At 64.4% G+C, this 19,248-nt stretch carries 17 protein-coding genes; 4 read left to right on the forward strand and 13 right to left on the reverse strand.

Annotated features, from left to right (window positions below; all coding sequences use genetic code 11):
• Positions 1 to 540: 540 nt before the first annotated feature.
• A complete protein-coding gene (locus HAP40_RS31715) occupies positions 541 to 2,115 on the reverse strand; it encodes a porin (RefSeq protein ID WP_166813857.1) in 1,575 nt (524 codons plus the stop codon).
• A gap of 499 nt (positions 2,116 to 2,614) precedes the next feature.
• Here HAP40_RS31715 and HAP40_RS31720 point away from each other — a divergent pair, with 499 nt between their 5' ends.
• Positions 2,615 to 3,094 (forward strand): MarR family winged helix-turn-helix transcriptional regulator, encoded by a 480-nt coding sequence (locus tag HAP40_RS31720; RefSeq protein WP_166813855.1) that lies wholly within the window; start codon positions 2,615 to 2,617, stop codon positions 3,092 to 3,094.
• A gap of 91 nt (positions 3,095 to 3,185) precedes the next feature.
• On the opposite strand, the gene HAP40_RS31725 is transcribed toward HAP40_RS31720, so the two are convergent.
• Positions 3,186 to 4,268, reverse strand: a complete 1,083-nt coding sequence (locus HAP40_RS31725) for an alpha/beta hydrolase family protein (RefSeq protein WP_166813853.1) — start codon at positions 4,266 to 4,268, stop codon at positions 3,186 to 3,188.
• A 52-nt stretch (positions 4,269 to 4,320) separates the two neighbouring features.
• Positions 4,321 to 4,530 (reverse strand): hypothetical protein, encoded by a 210-nt coding sequence (locus tag HAP40_RS31730; protein WP_166813851.1) that lies wholly within the window; start codon positions 4,528 to 4,530, stop codon positions 4,321 to 4,323.
• 432 nt (positions 4,531 to 4,962) lie between these two features.
• Here HAP40_RS31730 and HAP40_RS31735 point away from each other — a divergent pair, with 432 nt between their 5' ends.
• The 3 genes from HAP40_RS31735 (at position 4,963) to HAP40_RS31745 (ending at position 9,074) form a co-directional block, all read left to right on the forward strand.
• The gene (locus tag HAP40_RS31735) at positions 4,963 to 6,027 is read left to right on the forward strand and encodes a ketopantoate reductase family protein (RefSeq protein WP_166813849.1); all 1,065 of its coding nucleotides are present in this window, start codon (positions 4,963 to 4,965) and stop codon (positions 6,025 to 6,027) included.
• A 608-nt stretch (positions 6,028 to 6,635) separates the two neighbouring features.
• Complete coding sequence (locus HAP40_RS31740) at positions 6,636 to 7,454, forward strand: YkgJ family cysteine cluster protein (protein WP_166813847.1); 819 nt, start codon at positions 6,636 to 6,638, stop codon at positions 7,452 to 7,454.
• A 105-nt stretch (positions 7,455 to 7,559) separates the two neighbouring features.
• The gene (locus tag HAP40_RS31745) at positions 7,560 to 9,074 is read left to right on the forward strand and encodes an ATP-binding protein (RefSeq protein WP_166813845.1); all 1,515 of its coding nucleotides are present in this window, start codon (positions 7,560 to 7,562) and stop codon (positions 9,072 to 9,074) included.
• A gap of 27 nt (positions 9,075 to 9,101) precedes the next feature.
• On the opposite strand, the gene HAP40_RS31750 is transcribed toward HAP40_RS31745, so the two are convergent.
• The 10 genes from HAP40_RS31750 to HAP40_RS31795 all read right to left on the reverse strand — a co-directional run bounded on the left by HAP40_RS31750 (position 9,102) and on the right by HAP40_RS31795 (position 19,022).
• A complete protein-coding gene (locus HAP40_RS31750) occupies positions 9,102 to 10,160 on the reverse strand; it encodes a HoxN/HupN/NixA family nickel/cobalt transporter (protein ID WP_414645352.1) in 1,059 nt (352 codons plus the stop codon).
• Between the two features lie 171 nt (positions 10,161 to 10,331).
• On the reverse strand, positions 10,332 to 11,072 hold the full coding sequence (locus HAP40_RS31755) for an ABC transporter ATP-binding protein (RefSeq protein WP_166813843.1): 741 nt from the start codon (positions 11,070 to 11,072) through the stop codon (positions 10,332 to 10,334).
• The gene (locus HAP40_RS31760) at positions 11,069 to 11,911 is read right to left on the reverse strand and encodes an ABC transporter ATP-binding protein (RefSeq protein ID WP_166813841.1); all 843 of its coding nucleotides are present in this window, start codon (positions 11,909 to 11,911) and stop codon (positions 11,069 to 11,071) included. Before HAP40_RS31760 ends, HAP40_RS31755 begins: the two co-directional genes overlap by 4 nt.
• Entirely contained in the window at positions 11,911 to 13,734 is a 1,824-nt protein-coding gene (locus HAP40_RS31765) for an ABC transporter permease (RefSeq protein WP_166813839.1), read from the reverse strand. The genes HAP40_RS31760 and HAP40_RS31765 overlap by 1 nt, the downstream gene beginning before the upstream one ends.
• Before the next feature lie 57 nt (positions 13,735 to 13,791).
• Positions 13,792 to 14,949, reverse strand: a complete 1,158-nt coding sequence (locus HAP40_RS31770; protein WP_166813837.1) for an ABC transporter substrate-binding protein — start codon at positions 14,947 to 14,949, stop codon at positions 13,792 to 13,794.
• A 71-nt stretch (positions 14,950 to 15,020) separates the two neighbouring features.
• Entirely contained in the window at positions 15,021 to 15,599 is a 579-nt protein-coding gene (locus HAP40_RS31775) for an alkylhydroperoxidase domain protein (RefSeq protein WP_166813835.1), read from the reverse strand.
• Positions 15,600 to 15,612: 13 nt separating this feature from the next.
• Entirely contained in the window at positions 15,613 to 16,212 is a 600-nt protein-coding gene (locus tag HAP40_RS31780; protein ID WP_166813833.1) for a CMD domain protein, read from the reverse strand.
• Positions 16,213 to 16,249: 37 nt separating this feature from the next.
• A complete protein-coding gene (locus HAP40_RS31785) occupies positions 16,250 to 17,284 on the reverse strand; it encodes a putative FMN-dependent luciferase-like monooxygenase (RefSeq protein WP_166813831.1) in 1,035 nt (344 codons plus the stop codon).
• A 123-nt stretch (positions 17,285 to 17,407) separates the two neighbouring features.
• Entirely contained in the window at positions 17,408 to 18,202 is a 795-nt protein-coding gene (locus HAP40_RS31790; RefSeq protein ID WP_166813829.1) for a MetQ/NlpA family ABC transporter substrate-binding protein, read from the reverse strand.
• Between the two features lie 262 nt (positions 18,203 to 18,464).
• Complete coding sequence (locus HAP40_RS31795) at positions 18,465 to 19,022, reverse strand: hypothetical protein (RefSeq protein WP_166813827.1); 558 nt, start codon at positions 19,020 to 19,022, stop codon at positions 18,465 to 18,467.
• Between the last annotated feature and the right edge of the window lie 226 nt (positions 19,023 to 19,248).

Below are 19,248 nucleotides of genomic sequence, written 5' to 3' on the forward strand. Positions count from 1 at the left end.
TAGTCTCTACATTGGGACCACACCACGATCGGCTACATGCGCAGGAACCGCGCGACTTACGGCGAGTACATTCGCTGCCGGTCACAAGAAGGGCATCCCAAGCGGTCCCCCGATCTCATAGACGAGCCTACTTTTGACGCCGCGCAGATCGCGCGCCAGCAGAACCTTGCCCATCGCACCCACGGGAAATGATCTTGCGAACATCTTCGGCGGCCTATGCTCGTGTGCCTGTTGTGGCAGCGAGGTCATATTCCATCGCATTTCGAATGTGCAGGTTCTTGTGTGCGAGCGCGTGTTAGACGACGGCGCCTGCAGCCGCTCGGCTCGGACATACAAGGATTTCGAGATCGGTGTTCTCGCTTTATGGCTCACCCGGCGCTGCTCGACAAAGTAAGCGTAAGAGCAGAGAGCGGTGCGGCTAAATCTCGTCGAGGAGATCAAGGACTTTCCGCGGACCAGCGGCGATCCCTACGCATCGCCACGCAACGAAAAACACCCGGCGGTTTCCCGCCGGGTGCTCGTTCAGATATTCGAGAGATATTACCAGTTGCGCTGAGCGCGGAGGAGCAGGGTGATCGAGTCCTGATCCTTCAGCTCGTAGGCAGCAGCCGGCTTGGCGACCGGGAAGTTGTTGCCGCCGGCGATGACACCCGAATACTTCTGGTCGATGTGGGTCCAGACCAGGTCGCCCGAGAACGTGAGGTTCTTGACCGGGGTCCAGCGGGTAATCAAGCCAACCTGACCGACGTTGAAGTCAGGATTGCACGAGGTCAGGCCCGGAACCGACGAGAAGGCGCCGCCAGCTCCGCAGAGGAAGGTCTTCGTGCCGCCGCCGAACTGAGCAGCCGCGTAGGCACCGTAGATCGCGGTGTTCCAGTACGGATCCCAGTTGTGGGTGTAAGCGCCACGGAAGCCCCAGGTCTTCACGGACTCCTGCTGGCCACCGGTGATGAACGTGGTGTCCGGAGCAACAACCGCAGCGACGCTCTGGTAGGCAATGCCCGAGCTGCCGTACATGAGGAACGAGCTACCCGCCAGGTTCTGGAAGTTGTAGCGGGTCGCGCCGTCGGTGTAGACGCCCGAGACGTTGATCACGTCACCCGCACCGGTCGGGATGTTCTTGATCGACAGAGCGAGCTGCACGGCCCAACCCCACTTGTCGTCGGGGTGGCCAGTGGGCTCGGTGGCGCCGTAGTAGGCAACGTGGTTGTCATGTGCCGCGACCGACGCCTGGAAGAGACCCCAAGCCTGGTCGACACGGACCATACCGACGAGGTTCGGAGAACGCGAACCGCCGATGGCGTTGGCACCCAGCGCACCGGTGGTCAAGCCGGCGATCGCACCAGCACCCGCCGCAGAGCTGATGTTGAAGTTGCCGGCCTGATAGTAGGCCGTCGTATCTTCAGCCGAGAACGACGCCGTGATGCCCTGACCGAAGTCAGCGGTGTAGGTGAACTGGTTGACACCAGTGACCGTGCCCGAGCCGCCGACGAGACCGTCGAAATTGTTGCCGGGATAGTTGGTCCAGGGCGCGTCGAACTGCGACACGGCCTTACCCATCGTGAAGCCGGCGAACTGGATGAAGGCGTAGTACACGCCGAGCGAACCGCCCGAGGTGCCACCGTCCGTCGGGTTGATCGACGAACCGACCAGCGCAGGCGACGCACCGGCAGTGTTGAGGCCCAGCGTGCCGGTATAGGCGGTGCCGCCGAACCCAGAACCCGTGCCCTGATAGCCGCCGGTGGTCCAGGAGAACGTCGCATCGAAGAAGGTGCGGACGACGCCGTATTCGGTCGCGGTGCGCGTGTCGATGTTGAGATCCTGACGAGCGCGCATGGTGTAGTAGTTGCTCAGGCGGTTGTTTCCACCCGCCGGGGAGCCGGTCGCCGTACCGTAGACGCTGTTCGTGTCCAGCGCGACTTCAGCGCGCAGGTAACCACCCAGCTTGATGCAGGTGTCGGTGCCCGGGATGTAGTAGAAGCCGGCGCCGTACAGGGAGCAGATCTTCACGTACTCGACCGCCTTGGCCTTCACGGGAAGATCAGCTGCGAACGCACCGGAGCTGGCCATCAGGCCCGCAGCGGCACCGAGAAGAAGTGTCTTCGTAAGCTTCATTAGTAAACCTCCAGGTCGGTTCAGGGGGCCGGCTCCTCGCCGGAGCCGCTCTACCCGCTTATTTCCGTTCAATTCAGATCCGCACTGAAGGTCCGGACTGAAACGACAGTGAGGTGCCCCCCCTCCGTCGTGACTCACGTATAGTTTAGAAAATCAATGGCCTCAATTTATTGATTTCGTGAATTTGAAGATCGGGGCGGGATGTTGCTCAGGCGCAACAGCGCGATCCGACGCGCCTAAGCTACGTAAGCAAAAGAAAAAGCCCCCAGGGGGCATCCCGAGGGCTTTCTTGGAGGTCTCACAGCGCTGTCCATCGAGTTGGTCAAGAGCAGCAAGCTTGAGTGCAATGACGAATAACTCAATCAATTGTTTTTTGCAAGCATTTGAAGTTCGAATTGGTTGCCGCCACGCGACAATCCGCCACCCCCATCCTGCGCAATAGTCGAGACGTTGCCGCGATTTCCCTTTAAAATGCCGTCCAAGGGAAATGAGGAGCCACATGTTCGAGAAAAAACTCGACAGGGCGATCACGGAATTCATTTGGAATGTCGTCGAGATCAACTCCCAGCTGGAGGACATCCATACCAGCTGGGCCGCACTATTGGGGATTACCGAGCCCCAATGGCTGATCCTGATGGCTGTCACGGAGCTGGATGAGGGGCGAGGTGTCGCTGGAATCGACATCGCGAACAAGCTGCGGGTCCATCCGGCCTATGTGACCAACCAAACCAAGAGCCTCGAAAAGAGCGGCTTCCTGTCGCGACGGCCGGCCGAGGACGATGCGCGCTTCGTCCTGATGTCGCTGACGACGAAAGCGGCGGCGGAAATCGAAAAGCTGTCCAAGCGAAAGCTGGCCTTGAACTCGACTTTGTTCAATGACCTCGACGAAAAGACCCTCACCGAGCTGAACGCAGTGCTCGCAACGATGGCCAAAAATGCCCGGCTGGCGGCGCGCCTCCTTGCAATCGACGTTTCCTGATCCGCCGATGGGAAGCCGGCGTTGGGACGTCGGATGTTTGTCGGCCGGAGACGACCCTGGCGGCAGTCGTGTTCGACAACCATCACGCCGGCTAGAGGTACGTCACGGGCTCGATTTGACGGACGGCCCCTAGACTGCTGCAGAGCCATTCGAGGATGAAATCGTCCACAGCGACGAAATTCTCAACTTCGCCCAAGGGGTGGGGGATGCGGTTCGGCACGACGACGAAGCAAGCGGCTCCGGCCTGCCGGTAGCCGGCTTGCAGCTCGAGAGCGTCCTGCTCCCATATCATTGAGCGGCTTCCGACTGCCATGAGGAGCGGGCATGGTATCCGGCGCAACGGGAGCGGCGGAGCTGCCGCGGTCCCGTGCTCAGCGGCCTGCCCGGAGCGAGTCATCCAGCGCAATGATGCCCGGCGCATGACGGGCGACAGAAGGCCGCCGTCGCAAACCGCGGCAGCAATCCTGCGGTCGGACAAGGCCACGCGGGACGCATGAATGGCGCCTGCCCCCTCGCCATAGATCGCGATCCGCTGTTGACCGACATCCGGGCGAGCCTCCAGATAGTCCAGCCAGCATTGCAACATATGCTCCGGCTTGAAGGAGTGACGCGCAGATGGAACGCCGGCATCGACCAGCAGGAGCGAGACGCTCTGGAAGCGTGAGGCGGGCAGCAACCTGCTCATCATCGACCCCAGAGTGATTTCCTCGTCACTGATGCAGACCAGCACGGGCGGGGAAGGTTGCCGGGGAGGCGTCGGCAGAAAGAAGCCGGTCAGCGTGCCCTGACCGAAACAGTCGATCGTCACACGCTCGATCGCCGGACCGGCGTCATCCTGGAAACCCGTGAGGCTGATCCTGACCTTCTCTGCCAGGTCCACGCTTTCCAGATCTCCTGCGCACGAAAGGCTCCTTACAACTTCCAGGGCGGTCAACGAGCACAGCCACGCTTCCGCCGCAGCTTGAAGCGAACCCTCTTCGCGCGCAGACGCGGCTTGGGTTCTGTAGCCGTCTGCAACCTTCAACCAGTCTGCAATTCGCGTGCGCCTGCGCGTGCCGCACACAAGTTCTGCAACCGACAGACTTTCGAAGAAGCTCGACGCCCGATTCCGCAAGCGGGCGAGGCTTCGGCCGGTGCCGTCGCACAAGCCGTCAGGCCAGCTGTCAATTTCCATGTCCGCCCCCGAACGCCGTCGTCAACGTGGGCCAGATTTGCCGACTTCGCCGTCAGCGCGGCGCCCAAACCAACTTCCACACAAATTCGCTGGAATAATCGTCATCGCTGCCGCAATCGTCACGTCTCAGCTCCGTTGCTGATGCAATGTTCTGTTCGCCACCCTGCCATTTTTGTTTTTCCGGTTTCGTATTTTTTTGTTGCGATAGACGACTAAAAAAATCTTGTTCGATAATAGAAGAGGCGAAGATCGATCGGTTCAACTTGTCGTGAATTCCTGCGGCGGCATTCGATGGGCGCTATGCAGAGGAAGATCGAACAGACCGCGCTGCTCGTCGATCGGTAGACGGAGCAGAAAGGCGTAATCACGCCCCAACAGCACGACGCGACCGACGTCGGGTGCGACTCATCAGAATTTCGTCTGAACGGAATCTCAGGGGAGAGCTTGTCGCGTGGCCCGCCCCCGCCCCGCGCCGCAAGATCGTGTCGCCGCAACCGGAACGCAGCGCGTTCCGAGTTGGGATAGTCACCACGCCGATCGAGATTGCTGCACGCCTCCGGCCACGCACTCCGCAGCCAATCTTGTATGCATTATCCCAGTTGCCATCCTCGCGGACTTCGCTTTACATGCCGGCAACGCGCCCGCGGATGACGGCCGGGGCCAAAAATCACACACATTGTCAAAGGGGCGAAGCATGGCGCGCAACATATTGATTCTGGGAGCCTCTTACGGCTCCCTGCTGGGCACGAAGCTGCTGATGGCAGGGCACAATGTGACCCTGGTCTGCCGCGCCAAGACGGCGGAGCTGATCAACCGCGACGGTACCGAGGTGCGCATCAAATTGCGCGACGAGGCGGTGCACCGGGCGATCTTCTCGCGCAACCTGCCCGGCAAGCTGGATGCAGTGACGCCGGCCAATGTCGACCTATCCCGCTACGATCTGGTCGGCCTTGCGATGCAGGAGCCGCAATACACCAACCACACGGTGCGCGTTCTCATGGTCAAGATCGCCGCGGCGAAGCTGCCGTGCCTGTCGATCATGAACATGCCGCCGCTGCCCTATCTGAAGCGAATCCCGGCGCTCGCGGACATGGACCTCGAGGAAGCCTATACCAATGCGCAGGTGTGGGAGCGGTTCGAGCCTGGTCTGGTGACGCTGTGCTCGCCCGACCCGCAGGCGTTCCGTCCACCGGAGGAGGCCGCGAACGTGCTTCACGTCGGCCTGCCCACCAACTTCAAGGCGTCGGTCTTCGCCGACGAGAGGCACAACAAGGTGCTGCGCGAGCTCGAGGCCGACATCGACGCGGTGACGCTCGACGGGCTCGACGTGCCGGTGAAGCTGAAAGTGTTCGATTCTCTGTTCGTGCCGCTGGCGAAATGGTCGATGCTGCTCACCGGCAACTACCGCTGCATCACGCCCAACGAGCCGCAGTCGATCCGCGACGCCGTGCATGGCGATCTGAAGCGCTCGCAGACGATCTATGACCATGTCGACGCGATCGCGCGCCGCCTCGGCGCCGATCCGCAGGACCAGGTGCCGTTCGCGAAATATGCCAAGGCCGCGGAAAGCCTGCTCAAGCCGTCCTCGGCGGCCCGCGCGGTCGCGAGCGGCGCCCCCTTCATCGAGCGCGTCGATCTCCTGGTGAAGCTGATCTCGCATCAGCTCGGCGTGCCCAACCCCGAGATCGACCGCACGGTCGAGACCGTGGACCAGAAGCTGAACGAGAAGATCGTGCAGGGCGGATCCGGCGCGCAATAGCGCGCCGTTCCGGCGGGCGCCGCGCGCACGCTCGCAAATCACGGCAAGCCGGGCCAAAAGTTCGAACAGCGGGGCGCGAACAAATGAGGCGAGCGCGGGATGCCGGCCGCTGCCCTCCGACGTCGAACGCTCATCGGCCTAGCTAACGGGTCCCGAGTTCACAGATCCTGATCTTCGTCATGCCATGCCGAGCGTGAGATTCGTCTCACCTCTGCACTGCCGCTCGCCCTGGAGTTCGACGCAACGCTGTTCCCGGTGTGGCGAAAACTCAATGACGGTCGCCGCACGCCACGATCGTCGCGCCGTCACAGCCAGCCCACGCACGAACCGCTGATATCACGACTGCGTGAGACGACGACACGCCGCTGTCATATCCCGGCGCTTGACGAGCAAAGCGCGCCAGATCGGCGCGAATGGGCGCTCTTTTGGTGCACTCCCTTCATTCGCGCAAACGTTGCATGCGCCCAGCACGGCCTCGGTTTCTTGCCGAGTCACCGAAGAAATGAGCAACATACCTTTTTAAGTCAGGTGTTTATCACCTGTTTGCCGGTCTGCTGTTCCGGCGCGATCGCAATGCTCGGCTGAGAGAAACAAGAAGAACAACAACAATGGATCAGGCGATGCTGAGCGTCGTCCGCGCGGTCGAGGCAGGCGCGACGACGATGAAAGGCGTGATCGACGCCACCGGGCTGTCCCGCCTCAAGATCGAACGTGCGTTGGGTGCGCTGGAGAAGCAGAAGCTGCTGGCCCGCGACGGCCAGGGCTTTCGCGCGACCGGCCTGCCGAAGACGGCGCGGCCCGCCCGGCAATGCGGCTCATGCAACGCCTGCTGCGATATTCTGGAGGTGGCCGCCGTCGACAAGCCGGTGAACCAGCTCTGCAGGCATTGGCAGACGGGCACGGGATGCACCATTTACGATCGCCGCCCGCAGATGTGCCGGTCGTTCGTCTGTGCCTGGCTGCAGGGCCATCTCGACGATTCCTGGTTTCCCGCGCAGGCGGGCCTCGTGGTGCATTTCAGCCAGGATGCGGTCAATGTGACGGTCGATGACGAATGTCCCGACCGCTGGCGCGAGGAACCGTATTTCAGCAAGCTCGTCGAATGGTCGCTGAACGGGATCAGGCGGATCGGCAACCGTGGCTATGCGACCCTCGTGGTCTCCGGCGCCGACCGATTCCTGCTGCTTGGACGCACGTTGGTTCGCGACCCGACGCCGTTCGGAACCGCGTTCCTGCCGCTCACCGCCGATACTTTCCGGTTCTGGCGGGCGAAGTCGCCGGAGCATTTGCAGCGGCTGCACGAACGCATCGCCGAGATCGAGCGCATCAGGCAGGAGTTCGGCTCCTGCACCATCCCCGAGACCGGGGATGACGATCCACAAGCTCCCTATCGGCCCGCACTTCTACGGTTGTCGCATCACGCCTGAACTCCGCCGTGGGCAACGCGGCCCGATTCGCGCGGTAGCGCTCGACGCGCCCCGGCCGGGTTGATAAGCCGCTGTCCGCGAATGACGGGGACTTGAGTCGGGGACATGACGGTTGCGATCGAGATGGGGCAGACCACGGCAGGCGCCGCGGCGGCCATGGACCTCGAGGAACTGCTGGCGACCCGTCTCCTGGTGCAGGGCAATTCGGGCTCCGGCAAGTCGCATCTGTTGCGGCGGCTGCTGGAGCAGAGCGCGCCCTGGGTGCAGCAGGCCATCATCGACCCCGAAGGCGATTTCGTCACGTTGGCCGAGCGCTTCGGCCATCTGGTGATCGAGGCCGAGGATCACACCGAGCGCGGCCTTCAGGTCGCCGGCGAGCGCGCGCGGCTGCATCGCGTCTCCACCGTGCTCAATCTCGAAGGCCTCGATGCCGAGAACCAGATGCGCCGTGCCGCCGCGTTCCTCGGCGGGATGTTCGACGTCGACCGCGACCATTGGTACCCGATGCTGGTGGTGGTCGACGAGGCGCAGCTGTTTGCGCCGGCGGTGGCCGGCGAAGTCTCGGACGAGGCGCGCAAACTCTCGCTCGGCGCGATGACCAATCTGATGTGCCGCGGCCGCAAGCGCGGCCTCGCCGGCGTCATCGCGACGCAGCGGCTGGCGAAGCTCGCCAAGAACGTCGCGGCGGAAGCCTCCAACTTCCTGATGGGCCGCACCTTCCTCGACATCGACATGGCGCGCGCCGCCGATCTGCTCGGCATGGAGCGGCGGCAGGCCGAGGCCTTTCGCGACCTCGAGCGTGGGCAATTCATGGCGCTGGGACCTGCGCTCTCGCGCCGTCCGCTCCGCTTGAACATCGGCCCGACCGACACGAGCCCGCGCAATTCGACGCCGCGGCTGATGCCGCTGCCGGAAGCGACCCTGGAGGATGCGCGCGCCGTGATCCTGGCCGCGCCCCCGCCCGATGCCAGCCGGCCGCAGCGAAGGCCGGCGCCTGACCTGCTCGAGCAACTGCGCGCCGCAAGGGCGGCCGCCACGCCGGAGATCCGGCCCGAGATCGCCGAGGTGCCGGTGAGCGCGGAAGAGCTGGCGGAGCGGCGCGAGCGCGTGGACCGCACCCTTCGCGCCGTGCTGGCGGAGCCCGATGCCGGCTTCCGCGCCATCGGCGTGCTCTATCAGGAGTTCGTGGTCCGCTGCCGCATCGAGGGACTCGGCGCCGCGGTGCCCGATCTCAACGAATTCCGCCGCATGCTGACGCATGCGCGGGCCGGGCTCGGCGCGGAGCTTGCGGAAGACGACGCCTGGCAGGACGTGTCGCTGCGCGCCTCGATCCTGCCCGACGACATGCAGGGCGTGTTCATGATGATCGCGCGCGCGGCCAAGGAAGGCTGGCCCTGCCCCGGGGACGCCGCGATCGCGCGCGCCTATGGCTCGCATTCGCTGCGCCGCGCGCAGCGGCTGCTCGGCTATATGGAGGAGCAGGGCCTGATCGTCGTCCAGCTCGACGGCGGCGGACGCCGGATCGTGACGCTGGTGGAGCTCGCCTGGGCGACGGCGCCGGGCGATCCCAATGGCGACGATTTGCCGGCAGAACCTGCACAGAGCGCCGCGGCGCTCTGATCCCGGCGATTTAGAAGCGTCTCATCGTCAGGCCGCCTCGAAACTGCGGGCTGCATCGGGCGAACGGCGCGCCTCGTCCGCAAACATGCGGCGATAGAGCAGGACCGAGACGAGCCAGGCCACCGCGAACAGCGCGATCACGACGAAGCCGACATTCGCCAGCGACTCGTTGAGGCCGTCGACCACCGACCAGATGCCGCCGGACAGGCCGAGCCGCTCCGCGATCAGGCCGAACGCCTCGACGCCACCGATGAACAGCGCAACCGCGACGGAGGCCCCCGTGATCGTGAGATTGTACCAGAGCTTGCGCAGGGGATCGACGAAGGCCCAGCGATAGGCGCTGACCATCAGCGCGGAGTCGGCGGTATCGACCAGCGCCATGCCGGCCGCGAACAGTGCCGGAAAGACCAGCACGTCGGCGAGTGCAGCACCGCGCGCGGCTTCGCCGGCGGAGATGCTGAGCAGGCCGATCTCGGTCGCGGTGTCGAAGCCGAGCCCGAACAGCAATCCGAGCGGATACATATGCCAGGGCTTCGTCACCAGGCGGAACATCGGGCCAAGCAGCCGCGCCAGGAATCCGCGCTTGGCGAGCAGCGCATCGAGACCTGCGGCGTCGTGAACGCCCTGCGCGCGCGCCAAGCGGAACGTCCGCCACAAGCCGGCGAAGATGGCGAGATTGATGGCCGCGATCACCAGCAGGAACAGCGCCGAGACCGACGTACCGATCAGCCCGCCGATCTCCTTGAGCAGGCTGTCGCCGCCAAGGCTCACGACGCCGAGCGCCAGCAGCATGGTCGCGACCACGACCACGGTGGAATGGCCGAGCGCGAAAAAGAGACCGACGCTGCGCGGCGCGCCGCCCGCCTGCATCAGCTTGCGCACGACATTGTCGATGGCGGCGATGTGATCGGCATCGACGGCGTGGCGCAGGCCAAACACCCAGGCGAGCAGCGCGGTCGCCATCACCGTGGGACGATCGCCGAACGCCGCGAAGGCCCAGGCCCAGGCAGCGACATTGGCGGTGACGAGCCCGCCGAACAGCAACGCCACGCCGGGCTCGACCGCCCGCAAAGACCATCTCGTCAAGATCCCAATCCGTCCGTTGCACGCCCCGCCGCGCCACCGGTATGATATTTTCATAGAATTCTCACACTGGCCAGTCCGGGCTTTGGCCTGCCGACCGCCTATGCGAGTTTGCGGGAGGTCGTCATGCCCGGGTTTGTCCCGGCCATGACGGCGTAGATCCGTCAGCTCCCCCTACGCCGCCTCGGAACCACCCAGATAGGCATCGCGGATGCGGGGATCGTCCTTCAATGTCCGCGCCGGGCCTGACAGCACGATCTTGCCGGTCTGGAGCACATAGGCTTCGTGCGCGATCTCGAGCGCGAGGCTGGCATTCTGCTCGACCATGAACACCGAGACGCCCTCCTGGTTGATGGTACGGATCAGTTCCAGCACGCGATCGACATAGAGCGGTGACAGGCCCATGGTCGGCTCGTCCATCACGATCATGCGGGGGCGGCTCATCAATGCGCGCGCCATCGCCACCATCTGCTGCTCGCCGCCGGAAAGCGAGCCGGCGCGCTGCGGCAGCCGCTGGCCGAGCTTCGGGAACAGCGTGAGCATCCTGTCGAGATCCTGCGCGACCGCGTCGCGGTCGTTACGCACGAAGGCGCCCATCAGGATGTTCTCGCGGACGCTCATGTCGGCGAACAGCCGCCGCGCTTCCGGCACCGAGGCGATACCGCGGCGGACGATCTGCGGCGTGGTCAGCCCGATCAAGGAGACGCCATCGAACGTCACGTCACCGGAGCGCGGCTTCACCAAGCCCAGGATGATCTTCATCGTCGTCGACTTGCCGCTGGCATTGCCGCCGAGCAGGCAGACGATGTGGCCGCGCCCGACCGCTATCGACAGGTCGAAATGCACCTGGGCCTGACCGTAGAAGGTATTGACGTTCGACAGCGCCAGCAGCGGTTCGGGAGAAAGGTTGGTCATGCCGCGCTCTCCTGCTTTGTCGCCAGCCCGTGGCCGAGATAGGCCTCGATCACCTTGGCATCTCTCCGTACTTCTTCGCCCGGCCCTTCCGCGATCTTCTTGCCCTCGTCCATGACGATGACGCGATCGGAGAGGCGCATCACCATCTCCAGCTTGTGCTCGATCAGGAGGATGGTCAGCCCTTCCGCCTTCAGCTCGGCGACGAGCGCCTGCATCTCCGCGGTTTCGGTCGGATTCATGCCGGCGGTGGGCTCGTCCAGCAGCAGCAGACGGGGCTTCAACGCCAGCGCACGGGCGATCTCGACACGGCGGCGGTTGGCATAGGACAGGCTATAGGCCGGCTGATCGATCCGCGGCAGCAGCCGCTCGCCGAAGCGGGCGAGGATGGCCCTCACCTCCTCGCGCAGCCGCTCCTCTTCAGCCTTGACGCTGCCGGGACGCAGCAGCGCGAGGCCCAATTCCAGCAGCGGACCGATCACCGGCACGGCCGGCCTGACCGCGCGCAGTCGCGTATGCGCGCCGATCAGCACGTTGTCCATCACGCTGAGATTGCCGAAAACGCGGCCGAGCTGGAAGGTGCGTGCGATACCTTCGGCCGCGAGTCGTTCCGGCGACAGGCCCGTGATGTCCTCTCCCTCGAAGTGGACCACGCCGCCATCGGGCCGGTCGAGGCCGGTCACGAGGTTGAACAGCGTCGTCTTGCCGGCGCCGTTCGGGCCGATGATGCTGATGAGCTCGCCTTTGGAAAGGTCGAGATCGATGGCGTCGACCGCGGTGAGGCCGCCGAAGCGGCGCGTCAAGCCGCGCAGGGACAGCATCGAGTTCAGCTGCTCCACCATCAGATCGTCCCCAGCAGGCCCTGCGGCCTGAACCGCACCAGCAGCAACAGCACGATGCCGTAGATCAGGATGCGGTACTCCGCCGCGATCCGGAAGACTTCCGGCAGGCCGACCAGCGCGACCGCTCCAAGGATGGCACCGACGACATTGCCGAGGCCGCCGAGGATGACGACCGTGAGCGCCAGGATGGATTGCTGCGTGTTGAAGGTCTCGTGGTTGATGTAGGAGTAAAGATGCGCGGCAATGCCGCCGCTGATGCCGGCGGCGAAGCCGCCGAAGATGAAGGCGAGCGACTTGTAACGGTTGAGGCTGAGGCCATAGGCGCGCGCGGCGGTATCGTCGTCGCGGATGGCGCGGAAGCTGCGGCCGAGATGCGAGGCCAGCAGACGTCCCTGGAGCAGGGCGAGCACGACCATCACCGCAAGGCTGAACCAGTAGATCGACGTCGGACTGATCAGATCGTAGCCGAACAGCGACAGCGGCGGAATGCCGGAGATTCCAATCGGACCGCGTGTGACGCTTTCCCAATTCAGGATCACCAGCGCCACGATCTCGCCGATGGCCAGCGTTGCGATCGACACGTAATGCCCACGCAGGCGGAACGATGGCGAAATCAGAAGCGTGCCGAGTGCGGCGCTCATCAGGCCGCCGCCGATGATGGCAAGGCCGACGGGGACAGCCAATATCAGCGACAGCAACGCGGACGTGTAGGCGCCGATGGCGAGCAGCGCGGCATGACCGAGCGAAACCTGCCCCATCGTGCCCGCGACCAGCGTGAGACTCAGCGCGAGCATGCCGAGCAGCCAGGCGTTGATCAGGGTCTGGAGCACGTAGAACGACACCGGAAACAGCGGCAGGATCAAAAAGCCGGCGACGGCGACCAACAACGCCCAGCGCGGAATGTGCACCGGGCGGCTCGGTGCGATGAACGTGCCGGTGAGCGGCTCGGGCGGTGCCTGCCGCGCGCTGACGAACAGGCCGTTCGGCCGCAGCACGAGCACGACGACCAGGAGCAGGAAGGCGAACAAATTGCGGTAGCTGGTGCCGAGCACGGCGACGCCGTAGCTCTCGACCAATCCGAGCAACAGGCTGCCGATCACCGCCCCCGGCACGTTGCCGGCGCCGCCGACGACTTCCGCGACGACGCCCTTGAGCGTCGCCTGAAGGCTCATCGCGGTGTCGATCTGGTTGTAGTACATGCCGACCAGCATGCCGGACACGCCGCCGAGCGCCGACGCGATGCCGAACACGGTCTGATTGACGCGGTTGACGTCGACGCCCATCTGCATGGCGGCGTCGCGATCCTGCGCGGTGGCACGCACGGCCCAGCCGAGCTTGGTGTAACGCAGGAACACGAACAGCAGCAGCGCGCTGCTGAGGCCGACACCCGCAATGAGCAGATCAAGCAGTCCGATCGTCCCGCCACCGACCTGGAAGCGGACATCCGGCAACTGGCTCGGAAGCGCCCGCGGATTGGGCGAGAAGGTCAGCATCACCAGCTGATCGAGCACGAAGCTGATGCCGATGGTCGCGAGCAGCGGCGCAATGCGAACGGAGTTCTGGAGCGGCCGCAGACCAAACCGCTCGATGATCAACCCGACGATCGCCGCAACGGCAGCGACCACAATGATGGTGAGCGGGAGCGGCGTATGCAGCTGCACCACCGCGACCCAGCCGATATAGGCGCCGACGAGGTAGATCGAGCCTTGCGCAAAGTTGATCAGCCGGCTGACGCCGAAGATCAGCGCGAGCCCGACCGCAACGAGGGCATAGACATTGCCGACGATCAGCCCGTTGATCGTGTAATCGAGCCAGGAAGACAAACGTTGGTCCCCGCGTGGAAAGAAAGGCGGCCGGAGCGGCGCGCTCCGGCCATCATGTCAGGTCGGCTTGCCGTCCCAGAGCGCGAACTGCCCCTTGCGGACGACGAGCTCGGCGTTCATGGCGCCCTTGACCCGGCGGGTCGCGACGTCGAACGTCGCGGTGCCGAAGATGACGCTCGGAACGTCCTTGACCTTGGCGAAGGCGTCGCGGATCGCCTTGCGGTCGGTGCCGCCGATCTTCACCACGGCAGCCGCCATGTTCATCGCATCATAGGCGTAGGCGTTGAAAGCATCGGGCTCGAGCCCGTTGTATTTGCTCTTGAAGCCCGCAATGAATTTCTGCACCTCGGGCCGCGGGTCTTCCGGAAAGTAGCGCGTACCGACATGGACGTCCTCGACGGCCTCGCCGCCCAGCTCCAGAAATTTCGGCGAGTAGACCGAGCTTGCCGCGCAGATCACCTGCTTCAGCCCGACCTGCCGGGCCTGACGCGCGATCAGCGCGCCATCGGAATAATAGGAGATCAGGATCAGACCGTCCGGATTGGCGTCGCGCACGCGCACCAGCGTGGAGCGGAAGTCGCGCTCCTCCGCGATGTAGCCCTCGGTCACCGCGATCTCGGCGCCGTATTCCTTGGCGGCCTTGACGAAATAGTCCCGGCTGGTGCGGCCCCAATCGGTGTTGAGGTGCAGCACCGCGAGCTTCTTCAGGCCGAGCCGCTTCACGGCATAGGACGCCAGCAGCGGTTGCTCGTCGGCCTGGCTCACGGACGTGCTCCACATGAAGTCGCCACCCTTGGTAAAATCGGGGTGCGAATTGGTGAAGCCGAACTGCACGAGGCCGCCGCGCTGATAGATCGGCGAGGCCGCCATCGAGGCCGGGCTCGAGAAATCGCCGAGCTCCATGACGATGCGGGGATCGGATAGGAACTTTTGGGCGATCGCCACCGACTGGCGCGGGTCGCTCTGGCTGTCCTCGAACTGGTAGGCGAGCTTGCGGCCGCTGATGCCGCCGGCAGCCTGGATCTCGTCGAGTGCGAGATCGAAGCCCTGCTTCCACTGCGTGCCATACTGTGCATTCGGTCCCGTGAGGGGTCCGCTGACGCCGAGCAGGATCGGCTCGGAGGATTGCGCGAACGCGGCGCGCGAAAAGGCCGCGCCCGCCATCATCGCGCCGAAAGAGCCTTTGACCAGGGTACGGCGATCGATCTTGCTCATTTACCGCTCCATCCACTCAGCGTTGATACGGTCAGCGTTGATAACAGCAATTTCTGTGCCGGCCGGATTGCTCATTTCGAAGGCTCGCCGAGCGACAGCATCAGCCGGTTCGCCCAGTTGAAGAAGGAGGCGCCGTTGATGACGTCGACGATCTCGGCGTCGTCGAGCCCGGCCTGGCGCAGCTCCTGGATATTGTCGGGACCGAACGCGATCGGCGTCTCGGCCAAAGCGACCGAGGCCTTGACCACCGCATTCCAGCGCTGGCCGAGATCGGCACCGACGCCTTCATCGAGCAGACGCTGCACGTCGTCGCGGCGCTTGGAATAGGTGCTGGCAAAGCGCGCATGCACCGAGGCGCAATAGATGCAGCCATTGTAGCGCGAGGTCGCGGCGGCCGCGAGCTCGCGCTCGGCGCGCGGCAAGCCATCGGCGACGTTGTAGAAAATGTCCTTGTCGGTCCTGGTGCGGGCTTCCAGCACGTCGGGGTCGCGCACCAGCAGGCGGAAATATTCCGACTTGGCGCGGGCGCGATCGACGAGGCCGGCGAAATGCCGTTCGGTCAGCTCAGCCTCGGGCAGCGGATCGATCCACGACACCCAGCCGAGCTCGTCCTGGGTGAAGACGACGGGTGGATTGACGGTGGCGCTCATATGCAGGCTCCTCTCATGCCTTCGCGGCGGCGAGCGTGCGCAAACCGCTGACGACGCGCACCTGGAACGACAGAAACGCAACGAGTTGGGAGAAGGTGACGATGCCGGTGGTCGACCAGCCGGCAGCCAGCAGCGCCTTCATGTCCGCGGAGGCAGCATCGCGCGGACGAAAGACCAGGAGGTGCGCATGCTCGAGCACGGCCACGAGCCGGGCGCCGAGACCGGGCTTGCGCTCCGCGCTGACGCGATAGATCAAACCGGCCTTGTTCTCGATCGACAACGGGCCGGCCGGAAAGGCACCGTAGGGGCCCGAGGTCTGGCCGCGCTCGATCTCGACCTGGATGGCCTCGGCAAGCGCCGCTCCATCCGTCGTCGCGGCAAGCTTCTCGCGATAGAAGGAAGCGACCGGAGACTCGCCATGCAGCCCGGTCACGAAGGCCGCGACCGCGACACGCTCGGCCAGCGAGAAATCGCTCGCATCGATCGGCTCGAACAAGGCGAGATAGCTCTTCTGCGCGTTCTCGCGCGCCTGAAGTCGGCGCGCGCGGATGGCGTCCAGAGCCGATCCCGGTTCGATCCCGGCGAGCGTGTCGATGATATCCTTGGTGCTCATCATTCAGCCTCGTGCAACGACATCCCGTTCATTCCGACTAGCCTGCCAACGCCACACCAGGTGCGGTCCGGATCCAGCCCAGTGCCGGCGCGACCTTGTCCGCGACCAGCTCGATCGAGCGCAGGGTATAGGGGTGCGGCGCGTCGACCGAATGGGCCTGGAACACCAGATCGGTCACCCGCTCCAGCGTGGCATCGGCACGGAGCGAAGCGATGACGCCGTCGGCCGCGCCGACATGGGTGTCGAACGCCGTGATCATCTCCTCCAGCGTCTCGCCGGGCCTGGCGTGACCGCCCTTGAGGAATTGCGGCAGCGCACGCCTTAGCCCGATATCGGCAAGCCGCATCGCTTCGGCATGATCGTCGGCGACGAAGACGCTGCGCGAGGCCATGATGCGGGGCTCGCATCCCGGCGGGAGCGCTGCGAGATAGGCGTCGATGATCGGGTTCTGGATTTCGGCGAGTGTCGCACGCGGCGCCTCCTTGGCCCGCGGCTGCGTGCGTGACAGCAACAGGCCATCGCCCGCCTTGCCGGCCCGGGCGCCGCCCGCAACCGAGAATGTCGCCTGCCAGATGCGCTTGTCCAATTGCGGCCGTTGCGGATAGAGCGTGTCGCCGCCATCAAGAGGTTTGCCGACCAGCGCGGCGCGGACGACCTCCAGATTGCGGGCAAAAATCTCGTTGCGCTGGCTGCTGTCGAGGCCGAAGGCGGCGAAGGCCGACGGATTGCCGCCGGTGCCGACGCCGAGCTCGAAACGGCCGTTGCAGAGCAGGTCGAGCACCGCAGCATCCTCCGCCACCCGCACCGCATTCTCCAGCGGCAAGGTCACGATGCCCGTGCCGAGGCGGATGCGCGAGGTCTGCGCGGCAACGTAGCCGAGGAAGGCGAAGGGCGACGGCAGGCCGCCTTCGCGCTCATGGAAATGATGCTGTGCGATCCACGCGGAATCCAGTCCCGCTTTCTCTGCGCGCACGATCTGCTCGGCCGCGAAGCGATATCGCTCGGCGGGAGGCGCCTCGTCGAGGAGGCGCGTGAAGAAGCCCAGTCGTTTCAGGTTTGCAAAGCGTTTCATACGACCCCTGTCGGGCGAGGATGGGCCCCGATGATGTCGGTTGCCGCAGGTCCGGACAAGCGGGCATTGCGCAAGGCTGCCCGCCGGGATCGCCCTGCACTGGAGCTTGCCTGGGCAGATTGCCTACCAGCTCGGCAGCACCGCGCCCTTGAACTTGGTCAGGACGAACTCCTTGACCTCCGGCGTGTGGTAGCTGCTCACGAGGGTCTTGACCCAGGGCTTGTCCTTGTCGGCGGCACGAACGGCGATCAGGTTGACGTACGGGCCTTTCGGGTCCTCGCGCAGGATCGGATCCTTGACGGGGTCGAGGCCGGCCTGGGTCGCATAATTGGTGTTGATCGCGGCAGCATCGACATCGTCGAGCGCGCGCGGCGCCTGCGCCGCATCGACCTCGATGAATTTCAGCTTCTTGGAATTCTCGGTGATGTCGAGCACCGTCGGCTTGAAGCCGGTGCCGTCCTTCAGCTTGATCACGCCCTTGTCACGCAGCAGCAGCAGCACGCGTCCGCCATTGGTCGGATCATTGGGGATCGAGACCTTGCCGCCCTCGGGGATATCGGCGAAAGCCTTGTGCTTCTTCGAATAGACGCCGATCGGGAAGTTCACGGTGAGCGCAACGGCCTCGATCTTGTAGCCGCGGTCGGCCTTCTGGTTGTCGAGGTAAGGTTGGTTCTGGAACGAATTGGCCTGGATTTCGCCGGCATCGAGCGCGGCGTTCGGAACGACATAGTCGGAAAACTCGATCAATTGGATGTCGAGCCCCTGCTTGGCGGCGATCGGCTTCACCGCTTCCAGGATCTGCGCGTGCGGTCCCGGCGTCACGCCGATCTTGATGGTCTCGGCACTCGCGACGGCGGACCAGGCAGCGAGCACGGTTGAGAGAATCAGGTGGAGGCGAAACGACATCTTGGTCTCCATAGGCCTTCGGCAATGATGGAACCGTATTCGCTTCTCTGCGGTGCGAAATCAATGAAATGGAAATCCATAATCGCCGCCTGCGGCGGGCGCACTTTCTCCATTCGGCACCAAACAGGAAACGAATTCACAGGGCGACGGTGCCATGCGCCGGCGCCGCCTGGGTATCCCAGGCGGCGGTCCGGTTAGCGCTTCGCTGCATCCGTGGCACGAGAGCGCAATGCGTCGCACGCCTCTTCCAACCCACCATTCTTCAGTTGGCGGGTCAGACCACGGATACGCCTTGGCTGGTCCGGCCCGACAACGTCGCCTGCCGCGCGGCGTAGGCTGACGCCGCGGCCGATGCCGGTGAATAATGCGCGAAAGATTCTGCGAGCTCCTCGGCCACCTCAGTGAGTTCCTTCATGACCGTGGCGCTGTTCGTTGCCTGACCGCCGGAGAAATGACGGACCTCGAACGAGATACCATTGGGAAGATCGACATGGATCTTGTCGACCCCGACCGTATCATGCGCGTCGTCGTTCTCCGCGCGATCGACGCTGGACGGCGGATGTCCCGACGTATCCTGGCTCGCCAATCTCTGCACGAAGTCCTCGATGGACTTGAGCATGCCACTGTCCAGGCCGCCGCTACCGAAGTGGACGATACCGATCGACATGCCATTCGGCAGATTGACCTTGACCTCGTCGTAAGGCGCGCCGTCATTGATCAGGGATGCGAAGGTCGAGATGCCGGTTTGCGAGCCCGCTGATTTCGCCTGGCCGGCGGACGAAGGCGAACTCGCCGCGCTTCCCCCGATGCTGCTCATGCCGTTGACGCTCATGCAAACACTCCACTCCATTGCAAATGCACGTTCTGCGTGCAATGCGCATGCCAGCTGATGGGGTCATTGCCATCAAGGACTTACTGCGAATCCCCGATGACTGCCGTGTCGCACCGGCAATTGTGTCCCGGCAGAAGCTGCCCACCTTGACCGCGCCGACGACGGCCCCGATCGCACGGCCTGGCCGCACGCACCTCGCCATTTCGTCGCACGGCTTTGCCGCTTT

It is taken from the genome of Bradyrhizobium sp. 1(2017) (assembly GCF_011602485.2).
GTDB lineage: Bacteria > Pseudomonadota > Alphaproteobacteria > Rhizobiales > Xanthobacteraceae > Bradyrhizobium.

Coding starts and splice junctions, on each gene's coding strand:
- HAP40_RS31745 (WP_166813845.1), top strand. CDS start 7,560: ATGACGGTTGCGATCGAGATGGGGCAGACCACGGCAGGCGCCGCGGCG.
- HAP40_RS31795 (WP_166813827.1), bottom strand. CDS start 19,022: ATGAGCGTCAACGGCATGAGCAGCATCGGGGGAAGCGCGGCGAGTTCG.
- HAP40_RS31775 (WP_166813835.1), bottom strand. CDS start 15,599: ATGAGCGCCACCGTCAATCCACCCGTCGTCTTCACCCAGGACGAGCTC.
- HAP40_RS31790 (WP_166813829.1), bottom strand. CDS start 18,202: ATGGAGACCAAGATGTCGTTTCGCCTCCACCTGATTCTCTCAACCGTG.
- HAP40_RS31755 (WP_166813843.1), bottom strand. CDS start 11,072: ATGACCAACCTTTCTCCCGAACCGCTGCTGGCGCTGTCGAACGTCAAT.
- HAP40_RS31780 (WP_166813833.1), bottom strand. CDS start 16,212: ATGAGCACCAAGGATATCATCGACACGCTCGCCGGGATCGAACCGGGA.
- HAP40_RS31715 (WP_166813857.1), bottom strand. CDS start 2,115: ATGAAGCTTACGAAGACACTTCTTCTCGGTGCCGCTGCGGGCCTGATG.
- HAP40_RS31740 (WP_166813847.1), top strand. CDS start 6,636: ATGGATCAGGCGATGCTGAGCGTCGTCCGCGCGGTCGAGGCAGGCGCG.
- HAP40_RS31720 (WP_166813855.1), top strand. CDS start 2,615: ATGTTCGAGAAAAAACTCGACAGGGCGATCACGGAATTCATTTGGAAT.
- HAP40_RS31725 (WP_166813853.1), bottom strand. CDS start 4,268: ATGGAAATTGACAGCTGGCCTGACGGCTTGTGCGACGGCACCGGCCGA.
- HAP40_RS31785 (WP_166813831.1), bottom strand. CDS start 17,284: ATGAAACGCTTTGCAAACCTGAAACGACTGGGCTTCTTCACGCGCCTC.
- HAP40_RS31770 (WP_166813837.1), bottom strand. CDS start 14,949: ATGAGCAAGATCGATCGCCGTACCCTGGTCAAAGGCTCTTTCGGCGCG.
- HAP40_RS31760 (WP_166813841.1), bottom strand. CDS start 11,911: ATGGTGGAGCAGCTGAACTCGATGCTGTCCCTGCGCGGCTTGACGCGC.
- HAP40_RS31735 (WP_166813849.1), top strand. CDS start 4,963: ATGGCGCGCAACATATTGATTCTGGGAGCCTCTTACGGCTCCCTGCTG.